The 16,171-nt window shown below is 73.1% G+C and carries 13 protein-coding genes; 6 read left to right on the top strand and 7 right to left on the bottom strand.

Annotated elements, in window-relative coordinates; translation table 11 throughout:
- Positions 1 to 36: 36 nt before the first annotated feature.
- Together ACFCZ1_RS30945 and ACFCZ1_RS30940 are read left to right on the top strand one after the other, a co-directional pair.
- Positions 37 to 1,302, top strand: coding sequence for a serine hydrolase domain-containing protein (locus tag ACFCZ1_RS30945; RefSeq protein ID WP_376681579.1), 1,266 nt, complete (start codon positions 37 to 39; stop codon positions 1,300 to 1,302).
- A 118-nt stretch (positions 1,303 to 1,420) separates the two neighbouring features.
- The gene (locus tag ACFCZ1_RS30940; protein ID WP_376681572.1) at positions 1,421 to 3,058 is read left to right on the top strand and encodes an AMP-binding protein; all 1,638 of its coding nucleotides are present in this window, start codon (positions 1,421 to 1,423) and stop codon (positions 3,056 to 3,058) included.
- 93 nt (positions 3,059 to 3,151) lie between these two features.
- On the opposite strand, the gene ACFCZ1_RS30935 is transcribed toward ACFCZ1_RS30940, so the two are convergent.
- The 3 genes from ACFCZ1_RS30935 to ACFCZ1_RS30925 form a co-directional block, all read right to left on the bottom strand.
- Positions 3,152 to 4,012 (bottom strand): MBL fold metallo-hydrolase, encoded by an 861-nt coding sequence (locus ACFCZ1_RS30935; protein WP_376681571.1) that lies wholly within the window; start codon positions 4,010 to 4,012, stop codon positions 3,152 to 3,154.
- A gap of 326 nt (positions 4,013 to 4,338) precedes the next feature.
- Positions 4,339 to 4,983, bottom strand: a complete 645-nt coding sequence (locus tag ACFCZ1_RS30930; RefSeq protein WP_376681570.1) for a DUF305 domain-containing protein — start codon at positions 4,981 to 4,983, stop codon at positions 4,339 to 4,341.
- A 72-nt stretch (positions 4,984 to 5,055) separates the two neighbouring features.
- Entirely contained in the window at positions 5,056 to 5,469 is a 414-nt protein-coding gene (locus ACFCZ1_RS30925) for a DUF6153 family protein (protein ID WP_376681569.1), read from the bottom strand.
- A 245-nt stretch (positions 5,470 to 5,714) separates the two neighbouring features.
- Here ACFCZ1_RS30925 and ACFCZ1_RS30920 point away from each other — a divergent pair, with 245 nt between their 5' ends.
- The 4 genes from ACFCZ1_RS30920 (at position 5,715) to ACFCZ1_RS30905 (ending at position 10,753) form a co-directional block, all read left to right on the top strand.
- Positions 5,715 to 6,467: a carbonic anhydrase gene (locus tag ACFCZ1_RS30920; protein WP_376681568.1), complete on the top strand. Its 753-nt coding sequence runs from the start codon at positions 5,715 to 5,717 to the stop codon at positions 6,465 to 6,467.
- 181 nt (positions 6,468 to 6,648) lie between these two features.
- Positions 6,649 to 7,758, top strand: a complete 1,110-nt coding sequence (locus ACFCZ1_RS30915; protein WP_376681567.1) for an alpha/beta hydrolase — start codon at positions 6,649 to 6,651, stop codon at positions 7,756 to 7,758.
- A gap of 157 nt (positions 7,759 to 7,915) precedes the next feature.
- A complete protein-coding gene (locus ACFCZ1_RS30910; protein WP_376681566.1) occupies positions 7,916 to 8,971 on the top strand; it encodes a M4 family metallopeptidase in 1,056 nt (351 codons plus the stop codon).
- 279 nt (positions 8,972 to 9,250) lie between these two features.
- Positions 9,251 to 10,753, top strand: a complete 1,503-nt coding sequence (locus ACFCZ1_RS30905) for a M4 family metallopeptidase (RefSeq protein WP_376681578.1) — start codon at positions 9,251 to 9,253, stop codon at positions 10,751 to 10,753.
- Positions 10,754 to 10,826: 73 nt separating this feature from the next.
- On the opposite strand, the gene ACFCZ1_RS30900 is transcribed toward ACFCZ1_RS30905, so the two are convergent.
- The 4 genes from ACFCZ1_RS30900 to ACFCZ1_RS30885 are packed head-to-tail and all read right to left on the bottom strand — an operon-like array spanning position 10,827 to position 16,160.
- On the bottom strand, positions 10,827 to 12,167 hold the full coding sequence (locus ACFCZ1_RS30900; RefSeq protein WP_376681565.1) for a lysine N(6)-hydroxylase/L-ornithine N(5)-oxygenase family protein: 1,341 nt from the start codon (positions 12,165 to 12,167) through the stop codon (positions 10,827 to 10,829).
- Positions 12,164 to 12,778 (bottom strand): GNAT family N-acetyltransferase, encoded by a 615-nt coding sequence (locus ACFCZ1_RS30895; protein WP_376681564.1) that lies wholly within the window; start codon positions 12,776 to 12,778, stop codon positions 12,164 to 12,166. The genes ACFCZ1_RS30900 and ACFCZ1_RS30895 overlap by 4 nt, the downstream gene beginning before the upstream one ends.
- Complete coding sequence (locus ACFCZ1_RS30890) at positions 12,775 to 14,607, bottom strand: IucA/IucC family protein (RefSeq protein ID WP_376681563.1); 1,833 nt, start codon at positions 14,605 to 14,607, stop codon at positions 12,775 to 12,777. The genes ACFCZ1_RS30895 and ACFCZ1_RS30890 overlap by 4 nt, the downstream gene beginning before the upstream one ends.
- On the bottom strand, positions 14,604 to 16,160 hold the full coding sequence (locus tag ACFCZ1_RS30885) for a pyridoxal phosphate-dependent decarboxylase family protein (protein WP_376681562.1): 1,557 nt from the start codon (positions 16,158 to 16,160) through the stop codon (positions 14,604 to 14,606). The genes ACFCZ1_RS30890 and ACFCZ1_RS30885 overlap by 4 nt, the downstream gene beginning before the upstream one ends.
- Positions 16,161 to 16,171 lie beyond the last annotated feature (11 nt).

Genomic DNA, 16,171 nt, shown 5'->3' with positions numbered 1-16,171 from the left:
GCCCCCCACCCGGTACCGACTGAGTCGAGGAACGACGTGCCCCTGCCCTTGAACCGACGTCTGGCCCTTGGTGCCGCCCTGCTGGCCGTGGTGGCCGGGGCGGCCCCGGTGAGCGCCGCCCACGCCGCCCACGCCGCCGCGGCGGCACCGGTCCCGGTCCCGGTCCCGCGGGCCGCTCCACCCGCCCCGCCCGCCCCCGACCTCCAGGGCCTGGTCCAGGCGCTGCGGAACACGACCGCCGCCGGGGCGCCGGGGGCGGTGGCCCGGATCACCGGCCCCGGTGGCGTCCGGAGCGAGGCGGTGGGCGTGCGCGACAGGGCCACGGGCGCGGCCATGAACGCCGGGTCCCGCTTCCGGATCGGCAGCGTCACGAAGACGTTCTCCGCCGTGGTGCTGCTGCAGCTCGTGTCCGAGAAGAAGATCCGGCTCGACGCCCCGGTCGGCCGCTACCTGCCCGGTCTGCTGCCCGACGACCGGATCACCGTGCGCCACCTGCTGAGCCACCGGAGCGGGCTGGCCGACTACACCGACGCCATGTTCGCCCGGACCGTGCCCGGGTTCGAGGCCGTGCGCACGAAGGTGTTCGGCTACCGCGAGCTCGTGAACCTCGCGCTGAAGGAGCCGAGGACGTCCGCGCCGGGCGCCGCGTACGCGTACTCGAACACCAATTTCGTCGTGGTCGGCATGCTCATCGAGAAGGCGACCGGCCATCCGGTGGCCACGGAGTACGAGCGCCGCATCATCAAGCCGCTCGGCCTGCGCAACACCTCCTACGTGCACCCCGCCACGCGGATCGCGGGACGGCACGCGCGCGGCTACCTGCACCCCGACGAGGCGGGCTCTCCCCTGGTCGACGCCACCGAGCAGACCGCTTCCTGGGCTCAGTCCGCCGGGGCGGTGATCTCCGACCCGGCCGATCTGAACACCTTCACCTCTGCGCTGCTCGGCGGCAGGCTGCTCCCGGCCCCGATGCTGGACGCGATGCTCTCCATGGCCCCGTCCGACGCGACGCGGACCCGTTTCTACGGGCTGGGCCTGCGCCGCTACGACCTCTCGTGCGGCACGTCGGTGTACGGCCACACGGGTACGGTGCAGGGCTTCTACACCTACGCGTTCGCCACGCGTGACGGCCGCCGCAGCCTCGCCGCCATGGCGAACACCTCGAACAGGGGTGCGGCGAACACGGCCCTGGGCGGCACGCTCGAAGCCGCCTTCTGCGGCAAGCGGCCCGCGTCGGCCGCCGGGCGCGGTTTCACCGCCGCCCCCGCCGAGGCGGACCTGCCCGAGCACAACGCGCGCTGAGCGTGCCCGCGTACCGCCGCCCGGTCCGGGGGGTAGCCCGCGGGCCGGGCGGCGGGGATCATGAAGGGACGCCGGCCCGCCGGGCCCCGCGCCCCGCCACCGAATCCAGGAGATACGTGTGTCCTCCGCGTCGAGTTATGCGTCCGGTGTCTGCGACGTGCCGCTGCTGGGCGACACGATCGGTGAGAACCTGGACCGCACCGTCCGCCGGTTCCCCGGGCACGACGCCCTGATCGACAGGGCCGCCGGGCGCCGGTGGACATACGCGGAGCTGGCCGCCGACGTGGACTCCCTCGCGCTCGGTCTGCTGGACCTCGGCATCGTCAAGGGGGACCGGGTCGGGATCTGGGCGCCGAACCGCGCCGAGTGGACGCTGGTGCAGTACGCCACCGCCAGGATCGGGGCGGTCCTCGTCACCGTGAACCCGGCCTACCGTTCCCACGAGCTGGAGTACGTCCTGCGGCAGTCGGGGGTCCGGCTGCTGGTCGCGGCGGAGCGCTTCAAGACCTCCGACTACGCGGGCATGATCGAGGAGGTGCGGCCGCGCTGTCCCGGGCTGGAGTTCACGGTCCTGCTGGAGGGACCCGGCTGGGCGTCCCTGCTGGAGCGCGGCCGCCGGGGTGACCCCGCCGACCTCGCCCGGGCGCAGGCCTCGCTCAGCCCGGACGACCCGATCAACATCCAGTACACCTCGGGGACCACCGGCTTCCCCAAAGGGGCGACCCTCTCGCACCACAACATCCTCAACAACGGCTTCTTCGTGGGCGAGCTGTGCCATTACACCGAGGAGGACCGGGTCTGCATCCCGGTGCCCTTCTACCACTGCTTCGGCATGGTGATGGGCAACCTCGCGTGCACCAGCCACGGCGCGGCCATGGTGATCCCGGCGCCGTCGTTCGATCCGGCCGCCACCCTGGCCGCGGTCGAGGCGGAGTCGTGCACCTCGTTGTACGGGGTCCCCACCATGTTCATCGCCGAGCTCGCGGACCCGGGCTTCGCTTCGTACGACCTGTCCAGCCTGCGGACCGGAATCATGGCGGGCTCGCCCTGTCCGGTCGAAGTGATGAAGGAGGTCATCGACCGGATGGGCATGGCCGAGGTGTCCATCTGCTACGGGATGACGGAGACCTCGCCCGTGTCGACGCAGACCCGCGCGGACGACTCCGTCGAACGCCGGGTGTCGACCGTGGGCCGGGTCGGGCCGCACCTGGAGGTGAAGGTCGTCGATCCGCAGACCGGACGGACGGTGCCGCGCGGGGAACCGGGCGAACTGTGCACCCGCGGCTACTCGGTGATGCTCGGCTACTGGGGCGAGCCGGAGCGCACCGCCGAGGCCGTCGACGCGGCCCGCTGGATGCACACGGGCGACCTGGCGGTCATGGACGAGGACGGCTACCTGAGCATCACCGGCCGCATCAAGGACATGGTCATCCGCGGCGGGGAGAACGTCTACCCGCGCGAGATCGAGGAGTTCCTCCACGCCCACCCGGACATCCTGGACGTCCAGGTCATCGGCGTACCCGACGCGAAGTACGGGGAGGAGCTGATGGCCTGGGTCCGGATGCGCGAGGGCGCCGGGCCGCTGACCGCCGCCGGGGTGCGGGCGTACTGCGAGGGCAGGCTCGCCCACTTCAAGATCCCGCGCTACGTCCACGTCGTGGAGGAGTTCCCGATGACGGTCACCGGGAAGATCCGCAAGATCGAGATGCGCGAGGCGGCGGCCCGCCTGCTGGGCCTTCCGTCCGAGGAGGCATAGGCCGCCCTGTCGTCGAGGTGGCGCCCGGCCCGCGGCGTCCGGGCCGTCGGGTCAGGGCCGTCGGGTCAGGGCCGTCGGGTCAGGGCCGTCGGGTCAGGGGGTGTACACCACGATGAAATCGCCGTACGGGTGTGAGCCCGGTTGTCCCGCGGTCTCGGCGAGGGCCTGGCGCAGGGTGCGCAGATGCGCCGCGGTGAGCTGGAGCGGAGGCTCGTCCGGCTGGTAGGTGGTTCCGCGGGGGTAGTCGGTGTCCGCGGTGCTGGTCATCTCGATGTGGCAGCCGAGGACGTGGGTGACCGGCCGGGTCGCGGAGAAGTCCAGGAGCCGGTCCACGGTCTCGGCGTACGCGGCCCGGTCCGCCACGTAAAGCCGCCCGGGGTAGAGGGAGTCGCCGGTCAGCAGCAGGCCGGTGTGCCGGTCGTAGTACACCAGGGCCGCGCTGTGGTGTCCGGGGCCGGGGAGGAGGTCGAGGATCCGCCCGCCCAGGTCCAGTTCGGCCGTACGGTGTGGCCAGCCGCCGAGCCCGAAGTGGGCCGTGATCTCGTCCAGGCCCTGGCCGACGACCGTGGTGCCGGGCCTGTCGGTGAACTGCCCGTCGGCCGCGATGTGGTCGCCGTGGCCGTGGGTGTGGGCGACCGTCAGCCCGTACCGCGCGCGGGGATTTCGCTTCAGCCAGTCCTCGATCAGTGCGTCGACCGTCGCGCGCAGCGGGAAGTGGCCGGGGTCGGAGGTGGCGCCGGTGTCGATGAGCAGCGCGCTCTCGTTCCCGAAGAGGAGGAAGAGGAAGGGGGCCTCGTAGTGCACGGACTTGTTCTGGCGCAGGATCACCGTGTTCTCGGTGTACGCGTGAATCTGGATCTCGGGGGCGGGGTCGTGCTTGGGCGACGGCCAGCCCGCGTGCCACACGGTGTCCAGACTGCCGGGGACCGGGGTGTCAGCAAGGAAATCGATCACGGGTGCAACCTATCGCCATGGCGGGCCCTGGCACGGGGCGGTCTGGGCACAGCGGCATGGGCACGGGCGGCATCGGTACGGGCGGCATGGCTCGCTCCCCGCGGCGGCCGGCCGTGCCGCGCCGCCGTCCTCGGCGCGGGCGTGCCCGATGAGCGTGTCGCCCGCGCCGAGGACGGCGGCTGCGCACGCGCCCGCATGCGCCGGCCGTAGCCGTCAGCCGCAGCTCGTTGCCACAGCGGAGCTCCTGTGGTGAGGACGTCCGGGAGTGACGGACCTCACCTGCAGCAGCTCCGCTGCCTTGTTCGAACGGCGTTGGGCCTCCCGGCTCAGTGCTTGCCGAGGAGGCCGTTCATCCTGGCGATCTCGGCGGTCTGCGAGGTGGCGATGGCCTCGGCCATCGTCCTGGCCCCGGGGAAGACCCCCTGGACCTGTTCCGTCTTCGCCATCGCCACCGCGCCCTCGTGGTGTTTGATCATGAGCTCCATGAAGGCGGTGTCGAACGCCTTGCCGGAGGACTTCTCCAGCCCGGCCAGCTGCTCGGCGGTCATCATCCCGCCGCCCGCGCCGTGGGCGGAGTGGTCCATGGCGCCCTCGGCGGGGACCTGTTCGCCCCACGAGGCCAGCCACCCGGAGAGCGTCTTGATCTCCGGGTCCTGGGCCTGCCTGATCTCGGCGGCGAGCTGCTTCACCCCGGCCGACTCCGCCCGGGAGGGGGCGAGGTCCGCCATCTCCACGGCCTGGCGGTGGTGGGGGATCATTCCCTTGGCGAAGGCGACGTCGGCGGCGTTGTGCCCGCCCTGCGCGGCGGACGAGGAGGCCGACGGCGCCTTGGGGGCCTGGCCGTGGTGCGCGGCGGCGCCGTCGTCTCCCGAGCCGCAGGCGGCGAGGACGAACGAGGCGGCGCCGGCGGCCACGACCGCGGCGGTACGGCGCAGCGCGGCGCGGCGGAACGGAGAACGGTTCTTGCTCATGGTGGTGCGACTCCTGGAGGTGTGAGGACATGGCGGGACACGGCAGCCCCCGCGGGCGCCGTGCGGTCCGCTCTAGATCCGCAGGAGTTGCAGTTCCGCCAGGTCGGGCGGCGCACGCCCGTTCCACGCCGATGCCGGCGCGCGAGTGGCGGGTGCCCCGGCCCGGGTTGCGCCGGGGAGGGCGGCCGCGAGCGCGGGCGGCGCGTAGGCCGTGACGGTCCCGGCGGCGGCGCAGGTGGCGTCGGCGTGATGCGCGAACCCCTGTCCGCCGGGCGTGTGCGAGCAGTCCGCGCCCGCCTGGTGTCCGGGCCCTTCGCGGTCCGGCACCGTGGCGTGGGCACCGGACGCGGCGGTGTGCACCCGCGCGGTCGTCCCGCCGGCCCCCAGACCGTGCATGGCCAGCACACCGGCCAGTACCGCGAGCACGAGCAGCAGGCGGCCGGGCCCGGCAGGGCGGCGACGCGTCGGCTGCGGTGCGGGGATCACGCGCCCATCCTACGGCCGGGCTCCGGGCGTGCACGGCCGGGCTCGCCGAGCCGCGCCCGATCCCCGCCCGAACCCCGCCCGAACCATGACCGAACCATGACCGAACCATGCCCGATCCGTGCCGGGCCGTGCCGTGCCCGCATGATGAGATCGTCCCGGTCCCATCCGGCCTTCCCCCGGGCGGATCACGCCATTACGTCCGGGGCGTCAACTTCCCTCCCCATATGGCAGGTTACGGTCCGGCCATGGATTCGAACACGCGCAGACCCGCAGCCTCCGCGGCCTTCTCACCCGGCCGCCGCGCCCTGCTGCGCACCGCCGTGGCCGGTACGGCGGCCGCCGGAGCGGGTCTGGCCCTCGGTCCGGCCTTCCCCGCCTCGGCCGCCATCCGGGAGCCGGAGACCACGGACCGCCCGGTCACTCCCGCCCAGGCACTGCGCCGGCTGGCGGCCGGCAACGAGCGCTGGCGGACCGGGGACGAGGAGCACCCGCACGAGTCGGCGGCCCGGCGCCGCAGGCTCGCCCAGGGACAGCACCCCTTCGCGATCGTGCTCGGCTGCGTCGATTCGCGGGTTCCCCCGGAGCTGGTCTTCGACCAGGGGCTGGGCGACCTGCTGACCGTACGGTCCGCGGGCGAGGTGCTCGACGAGGCGGTGCTGGGGAGCATCGCGTACGGGGTCCTCGAACTGCGCGTACCGCTCGTCCTCGTACTGGCCCACCAGTCGTGCGGGGCCGTGGCGGCGGCGGTGCACGCAGACGAGACCGGTGAGCCGCTCCCCGCCCACATCCGGTACCTGGCCGAGCAGATAGGGCCGTCCATCGACCACGACCGGCACGGCGAGGCCCGCGTGGACGCCACGGTGAACGCGCACGTACGGCGCGTCAGCCGACGCCTGGCGGCCGAGCCGGACCTCGCCGGGAAGGTGGCGGCCGGCGACCTGGCCGTGGTGGCCGCCCGCTACGAACTGCGCGACCAGCGCGTCCGCATCCTGTCCTGACCCGGCGCACCGCGTAACGGCCGTCCCCCGGCTCCGCCCTGACGGCAAGTACGTCCGAAATCCGAACGGCTCGTCGGGCAACGCATCGCGCCGTAGGGCGCTCTACCCGGATGTGCACCCACGGGCGGTGCCGCCCGGCGACGCCGTCCGGGCAGAGACGTGACAGAGAGCCCCCTGATCCATGAGCCTGACCAGTGCCACGCTCCTCGCCTCCGCCGTGCTCTGCACGGCACTGCTGTTCGCCGTCACCGTATGGCTGTGGCCGCGGCTGGCGGCGCGGAGCGGGCGGGCGGTCCTCGGCCGGATCGGTTTGGTCCTCACCGTGCAGGCGCTGCTGTTCGCCTCGGTCGGCCTGACCGCGAACCGGACCTTCCTGCTCTACGGATCGTGGAGCGAGCTGCTGGGCCGCAAGAGCGCGCCGGCGCTCATCTCCCAGGACTCGGGCGATTCGGTCGTGAAGGTCCTCGGCAGGCAGCGGCCGAAGGTCCCCGGCAGCGGCGCACCGCAGTCGAGCGGTGAGATCGAGAAGGTCATGGTGCAGGGTCGGCTGTCCAAGGCCGCCAATCCCGCGTACGTGTACCTGCCGCCGGAGTACTTCCAGAAGGGGAACGAGAAGAGGACCTTCCCCGCCACCGTCGTGCTGACCGGCTTCCCCGGGATGACGGAGAACCTGCTGGAGAAGCTCCCGTACCCCAAGACCGCGTGGACGCAGGCCAAGCAGAAGAGGATGCAGCCGATGATCCTCGTCATGATGCGGCCCACCGTCGAGCCGACGCGCAACACCCAGTGCGTGGACGTCCCGGGCGGACCGGCCAGCGAGACCTTCTTCGGCACCGATCTGCCGCAGGCGCTGTCCGGTACCTACCGGATCGCCCCTTCGCCCCGCAGCTGGGGGATCATGGGCGATTCCACCGGCGGCTACTGCGCCTTGAAGATCGCGCTGGAGCACCCCGAGAGCTACGCGGCCGGTGTGGGCCTGTCGGCGGACTACAAGCCGGAGCTGGACAAGGACTCCGGCGACCTCTTCCACGGCGACAAGGACGCGGAGAAGCGGGCCGACCTGCTGTGGAGCCTGGACCATCTGCCGCAGGGCAACTCCTCCTTCCTGGTCGCCACGTCCCTGCAGGGCGAGGCGAACTTCCAGCCGACGCAGAAGTTCATCGAGAAGGTGAGGGCGCCCGCGCGCGTCTCGTCGATCACGCTCGACCACGGCGGGCACAACTTCATCACCTGGGGGCGGGAGATCCCGCCCAGCCTGGAGTGGCTCAGCGGCCGCCTCGCCGCCGGGTGAGATGACGGCGGGCGCGGGGCCGCACGGGGAATCGGATGTGACCGGATAGGGACCGACTGGTGGCGAACTGCCCGGTACATGGGCCTGGCGCACGCGGCCCGGGGTGCGCGAGGATCACGCCCTCACCAGCACCACATCCCGTCACAGGAGGATGTCCATGCCTCGCCGCACACCCCGCGGCCTCACCGCCGCGGCCACCGCCACCCTGGCGCTGGCCACCCTGACCACCCTGGCCGGACCGGCCTCGGCGTCCGGGCCGGCCGCTGCCGCGCCGCTCCCCCAGGCCCGCATCTTCATGGTCAACCCCGTCCAGTCCTCAGGGGACCAGACCCTCGTCGACGCCAAGGACGCCGTCGGGGCCGTGCCCGCCTCGGCCTACACCACGGCCGCCCTGCGCGGCCTCGACGGCAGCGGCCGGCTGTCGGGGAAGTGGGCGTACGTCAGATCGGACACCGGCGCCTCGGCGAGCCTCGCCGACGTCGGCGGCTACGACCGCAGCGACGACCAGTTCGAGCAGGTCATGGCCTACTTCTGGGTCAACGAGGCCCAGGAGTACCTGCAGTCGCTCGGCTTCGGGACCGAGCTGCCCGGGGCCAACGACCGGGCCCAGCCGGTCCGCATCAACCAGTGGGGGTCCGACAACTCCTTCTTCACCGACAAGAAGTCCGAGATCCGCTTCGGCAAGGGCGGTGTCGACGACGCCGAGGACGCGGAGGTCATCGTCCACGAGTACGGCCACGCGGTGCACGAGGCGCAGGTCCCCGGCTTCGGCACCTCCCCCGAAGCCGGGGCGATAGGCGAGGCCTTCGGCGACTACCTGGCCGTGGCGGTCGGGTCGCACGCGGCCACCGCGTACGGCTGGCCGCAGCGGGCCGACCTGGCCTGTGTGGCGGACTGGGACTCCATCGCCTACAGCCCCGCCCCGCACTGCCTGCGCCGCATCGACGGGAGCAAGGTCTACGGCGATCTGGAGGGTGAGGTGCACGCGGACGGCGAGATCTGGTCCCGCGCCCTCTTCGACATCCGCGGCGCCCTGGGCGCCCGGACGGCCGACCGCGTCATCGTCAACGCCCAGTTCGGCTTCGCGCCCGGCACCTCCTTCCAGGACGCGGCACTGACGACGATCGCCACCGCCCAGCGCATGTACGGCCAGAGCGCCGCGGACGCCGTGCGCGCCGCGTTCAAGGCCCGTCGGATCCCCGGCATCCAGTAACGGCCGGCCGCTTGCCGGACGCGGTCCACCACCGCGTCCGGCAAGCGGAATGTTCCATTTTTGGTCGCTGAGCGAACATCGCTCCTCTCTCTCCGGACAACAACTGGTCAAATCCTTGTTGCATACCTGTCAATCCGGCGCTCCTTCCTGGCAACCTCAACCCGAACGCCCCCCACGGCATTTGAAGGAGCAAGAGTGACCCTCCCCACGTCCTCATCCCGCACCTCCCGCAACCGCACCCGAGCGCTGCGCGCCGCTGCGGTCGTCGCCTCGGCGGCCATGGTCGCGATCTCCGTCCAGAGCGGCTCGGCCAACGCGTCGGCCGAGCGTGAAGCGGGAGCCACCGCGCTCGCCCTGACCTCCGGCGCGCGCGCCCAGGCGATCTCGGCGGCCCAGAGCACGGCGGCCGACACCGCGCGGGCCATCGGCCTGGCGGACGAGGAGCGCCTCGTGGCCCGCGATGTGATCAAGGACGCCGACGGCACGGTGCACACGCGCTACGAGCGCACCTACTCCGGGCTGCCGGTCCTCGGCGGCGATCTGGTGGTCCACCAGAAGAAGGACGGCAGCCGCAAGACCACCAAGGGCATCGAGGCCCGAATAGCCCCGGCCGCCGCCCGCGCCTCCCTGAAGGCAGCGCCCGCCGGCGCCCGTCAGGTCGTCTGGGCCGCGAGCGGCAACCCGGTCTTCGCGTACGAGGCCGTCGTCACCGGCACCCAGCCCGACGGCACGCCCAGCGAGCGCCACGTCATCACGGACGCCGCCACCGGCGCCGAGCTGTACTCCTACGAGGCCATCGACACCGGCACCGGCACGAGCCAGTACTCCGGCAGCGTCACGGTCGGCTCCACGCCGAGCGGCTCGGGGTACAGCCTGACCGACGGCGGCCGCGGCGGCCACAAGACCTACGACCTGAACGGCGGCACCACCGGCACCGGAAGCCTCTTCACCGACGCCGACGACCAGTGGGGCGACGGACTGGTGTCGAACCGCCAGACCGCCGCGGTCGACGCCCACTACGGCGCTGCCGTGACCTGGGACTTCTACAAGTCCGAGCTCGGCCGCAACGGCATCGCCGGGGACGGCAAGGCCGCGTACTCCCGCGTTCACTACGGCAACGCCTACGTCAATGCCTTCTGGTCCGACAGCTGCTTCTGCATGACCTACGGCGACGGCGCCGCCAACCAGAAGCCGCTCACCTCCCTGGACGTCGCGGGCCACGAGATGAGCCACGGCCTCACCGCCTCCACGGCGAAGCTGAACTACAGCCGCGAGTCGGGCGGTCTCAACGAGGCCACCAGCGACATCTTCGGCACCTCGGTGGAGTTCTTCGCGAACAACTCCGCCGACGCCGGTGACTACCTCATCGGCGAGAAGATCGACATCCGCGGCAACGGCACGCCGCTGCGCTACATGGACAAGCCCAGCAAGGACGGCGCCTCGGCCGACTACTGGTCCAAGAGCGTGGGCCGGCTCGACGTGCACAACTCCTCGGGCGTCGGGAACCACTTCTTCTACCTGCTGTCCGAGGGCAGCGGCGCGAAGACGGTCAACGGCGTCTCCTACGATTCGCCCACGTACGACGGCTCGACGGTCACCGGCATCGGCCGGACCAAGGCCTACAAGATCTGGTACAAGGCGCTCTCGACCTACATGACGTCCACCACCACCTACGCGGGGGCGCGGACCGCGACCCTGCAGGCGACGGCCGACCTGTACGGCTCGACCGGCGTCGAGTACCAGCAGGTGGCGGCCGCCTGGAAGGCCGTCAACGTCAACTGACGCACACCGTCGGCCACCGCCCCGGACTGCCACTGCGGCGTCCGGGGCGGTGGCGCGCCCGCTCCGGGCGCGTTCAGCGCGCCTCGTCCGGCCCCGCCCGGAGCGTCCGTCGCGGGGCCTCGAACGTCGTGAACGCGCTCCGTTTCGGCAGCCGGTAGACCTCCCGGCCCGTGATCGCGTTCAGGATCGTGGCGTTGCGCACCGCGCCGATGTCCAGGTTGGGCGAGGAGACGCCGTGGCTGTGGGTCCCGGCGTTGGCCACGAAGACGCGGCCGGTCACCCCCTCCGCGAGCTCTACGGAGTGGTCCAGGCGTACCCGGTGGCGCCCGCGCCCGTCCCGTAGCAGCAGGTCCTCGACCGGTTTCAGGAACGCGGGCGGGCGACTGCGGTAGCCGGTGGCGGCCACCACGAGGTCGGTGGTGTGCTCGAAGGCCAGGCCCGTGTCGCGGTGCCGACAGGTCAGCACCGCCCGGCCCGCCGGATCCGTGGCGGCCGACTCCACCGTGATGCCGAACCGCAGTTCCGCCTCGGCCAGCCCGTGCTCCAGCTGGCGGCGGTAGAGCAGTTCGTGGATCTCTTCGAGGGTGTCGGTGGAGATCCCCTTGTAGAACTGCCACTGCTCGCGGGTCAGCCGGTCCCGGACCTCCTCCGGCAGGGAGTGGAAGTACTCCATGTACGCCGGGGTGGTCATCTCCAGGACCATCTTGGTGTAGTCCAGCGGGGCGAAGGAGGACGTGCGCGTCAGCCAGCTCACCGCCGGTCCACCCGCGAGGTTGCGCCCCAGCAGGTCGGCCGTGACCTCGGCCCCGGACTGGCCCGAACCGATCACCGTGACCTTCGCGGCGCCGTCCACGTCGGACCCCCGGTACAGGTAGTCGGCGGTGTGCAGCAGCCGTTCGGGCGGCAGGCCCGTCAGGGCGTCCGGCACGTACGGGGCGGTGCCGGTGCCCAGGACGAGGTTGCGGGCGCGCAGCCGCAGGCGGGTGCCGTCGCCGCGCACGGCGTGCACGGTGAAGGTCTCGGCGGCGTCGTCCCAGTGGACCTCCACGGCGCGGTGCGAGAAGCGCACCGAGGTGAGTCTCGCCGCCGCCCAGCGCAGGTAGTCCTCGTACTCGCGGCGGGAGGGGAAGAAGTTCTCGCGCACGGTGAAGGTGTAGAGCCGGTCCATGTCGTGGAGGTAGGTGAGGAACGACAGGGGATGGCCCGGCGCGACCAGGGTGACGAGGTCGGCCAGGAAGTTCACCTGCATCGAGGCGTCGCCGAACATCATCCCCCGGTGCCAGGTGAGCTCGGGCTGCTCCTCCAGTACGACCAGGTCCAGGCCGTCCACGGTCGAGGCGAGGGCGGCGAGGCCCAGGTTGAAGGGGCCGCAGCCGACGGCCACCACGTCGTGCTCGCCGGTGGGTGCGCTCATCGGGGCATGTCCTCCTCCCGGCGCGGGCGCACGAGCAGGGCGGCGGTCTTGTCGGGGAGGGTGACCTCCCCGGCGTGGCGGAATCCGGCCGCGGCGAACGCCTTCAGCGAGGGGGCGTTGGTCACGTCCGGCTCGGCGACCACCCGCGTGCACGCGGGGTCGGCGGTGAGCAGGCACTCGGCGAGCTCGCGCAGCAGTGTCCGGCCCAGACCGTGGCCGGTGCGGCTCGCCTCGCCGATGGCGATGTGCAGGCCCAGGTCGTGGGGCAGGTGCGGGTAGTGGGCGGCGAGGCGGTCCCGTGCCACCCGGTACACCTCGACGTACGCGAACGGCCGGCCGTCCCGTCCGATCAGGACGGGCAGGACGGCGTCGCCCGCGAGGTGTCCCGCCAGCTCCTGCTCCCAGCGTTCGCGGGGCCATGCCTGGTGCCAGAAGGCCTCGACGTGCGGGGACCGCATCCAGCCCCGCACGAGGTCCGGATCGCTTCCCCGGGCCTGCGCCACCCGTGCCGACCAGGGATCGCCCAGGCGCGGGAGCGGCGGCCCGGGGACGGCGGCGCCTACGGCGCCGGGCTGGTCCTCGTCCTGGCGTAACGGCTGCGCCGGGGTCATGCCGTGGCCTCCTGGAGGGGGTTGGGTGCGTCGAGGTACACGGACTGGGCGTCGAGGGGGGCGAGGACCTCGTCGATGCCGTGCAGCCGCGTGAGCAGGTTGGCCTTGCAGGGCAGGGTGTCGGCCTCCAGCCAGCGGCGGGCGAGGCGGTCGCCGTCGGGTCCGGCCGCGGCGAGGGCGGGCAGCGCGGCGCGCAGCCGGCCGGCGAGTACGGCGAGCAGCTCGCGCTCGTCGGCGAGAGCGTCGACGGCGAGGCAGCCGATGACCGACAGGGCCTGGTTGCGCAGCAGGTAGTACGACAGCCGGTCGTCGACGAGGGCGTCGTCGACGACGGCCAGGGTGGACGAGCCGGCGCCGAGCCGCCCGAGCAGACCGGGCAGATAGGAGGCGGCCAGGTAGTAGCCCTGGTTGTCGCGGAAGGCGGCGCCGGTCACCCGGCCCCGGCCGTCCAGCCGGACGAGGGTGTTCTGCTGGTGGGCCTCCAGGCCGATCCCGGTGGCGGCGTACAGGTGCAGCATGGGGACCAGTACCCGGTCGGTGTAATCGGCGGTCCACCGCTCGGCGGCTCCGGGGCCGAGGCCGGACACGAGCTCTCCCAGCCTGCTGCGGCCCAGACCCGGGCGGGGTGCGACCAGGCCGACCAGGCAGCGCAGGTCCGCGATGCCGCGGGGCACTTCGCGTACGGCGACGTCGAGGCCGGTCACCTCGGGCCCGTCCGGGCGCCCCGGCTCGTCCACCGCGAGCCAGGCGGGGTCCCGGGTGATGGTGAAGCCGGGGTGGGCGCGGAAGGTGCCGTCCGCGTACCCGGCGTCGAGGAGCCGGTTGACCTCCGGGCCGCGGCGCAGCTCCGTACGGGTGGACTCGCGGCGGGAGTTGGTCAGGCGCAGGCCGAGCGAGAGCTTGAGCATCACCGCGGTGTCCGGCCGGTACACGGTGCGCACGCTGGAGGTCGGCCACCACTCGGGACCCAGTTCGCCGAGCGGTTCGAGCGCGCCGGAGGCGATGAGGGCGGCGGTGCGCGGGCGGTGCGGCAGGTCGCGGGCCTGCCACGGGTGGGCGGGGACCAGGACCCGGCCGTCGTCCAGGCGGCGCCCGGCCAGGTCGGCGAGGAGGGCGACGGTGTCCTGTCCGCCCAGGGACGGGGCCTTGTCCACCGCGTCGTGCGAGACCACCGACTCGTCGGCGGCGAACCAGTGGAGCCGGAAGGAGCCGCGCAGCTCGGGCGAGAAGGCGGCCGCGTCGTTGTCCGAGATGCCGTCGCGGCTCTTGGGTGCGGGGTGGTTCAAGTGGCCGAGCAACAGGGCCTGTTCGGAGTCGAGGAAGCCGTCCACCCCGGCGGGCGGCTGCGGGTGCGCACGCCGGTCGGAGATGAAGGAGGCGACGCGGCGTACGGATTCGGCGGTGCGTTCCACCAGGTCGGCGACCTCACCGGCCGGGACGCCGCCCGGGCCGGCCGCGCCGCGTGCGGCCGCCTCGGTGGAGAGCAGGGCGACGGCGGTGACGGGATCGGCGCCCGCGCCGAGCGGGCCGCCGGGTCCCTCCAGGCGGACGGGGGCGAAGCGGTGCCGGCCGGTCGGCGAGCGGTGGGTCACCTCGGTGACGAGTGCCAGTCCGCAGGCGGGGAGTTCGACCCGCAGCGGGCCGGCGGCGACCGGTGTTCCGGTCTCCAGCAGCCAGCAGCGCAACAGGGCCTCGATGTGGGCGTGTTCGGCGGCGCGGCGGGCGTCGGGTCCGTGCAGCGGATCGGCGGGGGCGGCCGGGGCGGCCGCCGGGACAGGGGCGGAGGCGGGGACGGGGGCGGGGGCGGAAGCCGCGGCGGTGGTGCTCATGCGGCGCTCTCCTCTAGGAGTCGTTCACAGGTGCGGCCGGCGTCGAGGACGAGGTCCACGAGGCCGTCGATGTCGTCCGTGGTGGCAGTGGGGTTGAGCAGGGTGAACTTCAGGCACACCCGCGCCGGGGAGCCCGGTCCGTTGGTGCGGACCTCGGTGCGCCCGATGAGGGCGCTGCCCGTTTCCAGGAGCCGTCTGCGCAGGTCGCCGTTGAGGCGGTCGGCGGCGCCGGGGTCGGGGTCGGCGCCCCGGTAGCGGAAGACGACGGTGGTCAGTTCGGCGGGCGAGACCAGGTCGAGTCCCGGTTCGGCGAGGATGCGTCGCTCGGCGTGCCGGGCGAGGCCGTGGCAAACGTCGACCATGCGGCCCATTCCGCTCCGGCCGTACGCCAGCAGGGTGGCGGCCGCCTTCACGGCGTCGGGCCTGCGGGTGGTCTGCAGGCTGCGGCCGAGCAGGCCGTCGTAGCCCGCGTCGCAGTCGTCGGCCGGATTGAGGTAGGCGACCTCCCGGTCGAGGGCGGTGAAGGCGGTCGTGTCGGACACGAGCAGCGCGCTGGTGGCGGCGGGCTGCCAGCCGATCTTGTGCAGGTCGAGGGTGACGGAGTCGGCCAGTTCCAGTCCGGCCAGGCGGCAGGCCAGCCGCTCGGAGAACAGGGCGCCGAATCCGTACGCGGCGTCCACGTGCATCCAGACGCCGTGCCCCGCGGCGATCTCGGCGAGCTCCGGTAGCGGGTCCACGGATCCGAAGTCCGTGGTGCCGGCGGTCGCGACGACCGCGAGCGGCGTGCGGCCGGGGCCGAGTCCGTCCAGGGCGGCGGCCAGCGCCGCGGGCCGCATCCGCCGGCGCCCGTCGGTGGGTACCGGGTGTACGGCCCGCTCGCCCAGCCCGAGGGCCGCGCAGGCCCGTTGCACCGAGAAGTGGGCGAGCTCCGAGCACAGGACGACCGGTCCGGGCAGGGCGGCCACCCCGTCCTCCCGGACGTCGACACCGAGCCGGAGGGCGGCGGCGTCCCTGGCCAGCAGCAGGCCCAGCAGGTTGGACAGCGAGCCGCCGGGGGTGAGGACGCCGTCGGCCCGCTCCCCCAGTCCGGCGAGGCGGGTCAGGACGCCGATCAGCCAGCGTTCGACGGCCAGGGCCGACGGGCCGGAATCGTACGTGTCCAGCGAGGCGTTGGCCGCGCTCGCCAGGGTGTCCGCGGCGACCGCGACCGCCAGCGGGGGCGGCTGCAGGTGGGCCGCGGCCCGGGGGTGGGCAAGATCGATGCCGTGCTCGGCCAGCACGGTGGCCAGCAGCCGGAGTGCGGCTTCGGCGCCGAGCCCCTCGGTGGGAAGCCGGGCCGGTCCCAGTGTCCGGGCCGCCGCCGCGAGGACGTCGCGGGGGTTGCCGGCCGGTACCGGTCCGGCGGGACGGCGGGATGCGCGCAGGGTGTCGACCGCGTCGGCCAGCGCGGCGGAGACCTCGGCCAGGCCCTCACGGGACCCGGCGAGCAGGGAGGGCGGGAAGGAGGGGCGCAGGGGGAACGGCGCGGGTGGAGCCTCGGTGAGCGGGATCACGCCGTGGCCTC

Source organism: Streptomyces sp. NPDC056224, assembly GCF_042267665.1.
Taxonomy (GTDB): Bacteria; Actinomycetota; Actinomycetes; order Streptomycetales; family Streptomycetaceae; genus Streptomyces.
This window is presented reverse-complemented; position numbering and strand designations above follow the sequence as displayed.

Bases quoted from the DNA above. Each gene is read 5' to 3' on its own strand.
- ACFCZ1_RS30930 (WP_376681570.1), bottom strand. From the start codon at position 4,983: ATGAGCAAGAACCGTTCTCCGTTCCGCCGCGCCGCGCTGCGCCGTACC.
- ACFCZ1_RS30920 (WP_376681568.1), top strand. From the start codon at position 5,715: ATGGATTCGAACACGCGCAGACCCGCAGCCTCCGCGGCCTTCTCACCC.
- ACFCZ1_RS30915 (WP_376681567.1), top strand. From the start codon at position 6,649: ATGAGCCTGACCAGTGCCACGCTCCTCGCCTCCGCCGTGCTCTGCACG.
- ACFCZ1_RS30910 (WP_376681566.1), top strand. From the start codon at position 7,916: ATGCCTCGCCGCACACCCCGCGGCCTCACCGCCGCGGCCACCGCCACC.
- ACFCZ1_RS30905 (WP_376681578.1), top strand. From the start codon at position 9,251: ATGGTCGCGATCTCCGTCCAGAGCGGCTCGGCCAACGCGTCGGCCGAG.
- ACFCZ1_RS30900 (WP_376681565.1), bottom strand. From the start codon at position 12,167: ATGAGCGCACCCACCGGCGAGCACGACGTGGTGGCCGTCGGCTGCGGC.
- ACFCZ1_RS30895 (WP_376681564.1), bottom strand. From the start codon at position 12,778: ATGACCCCGGCGCAGCCGTTACGCCAGGACGAGGACCAGCCCGGCGCC.
- ACFCZ1_RS30890 (WP_376681563.1), bottom strand. From the start codon at position 14,607: ATGAGCACCACCGCCGCGGCTTCCGCCCCCGCCCCCGTCCCCGCCTCC.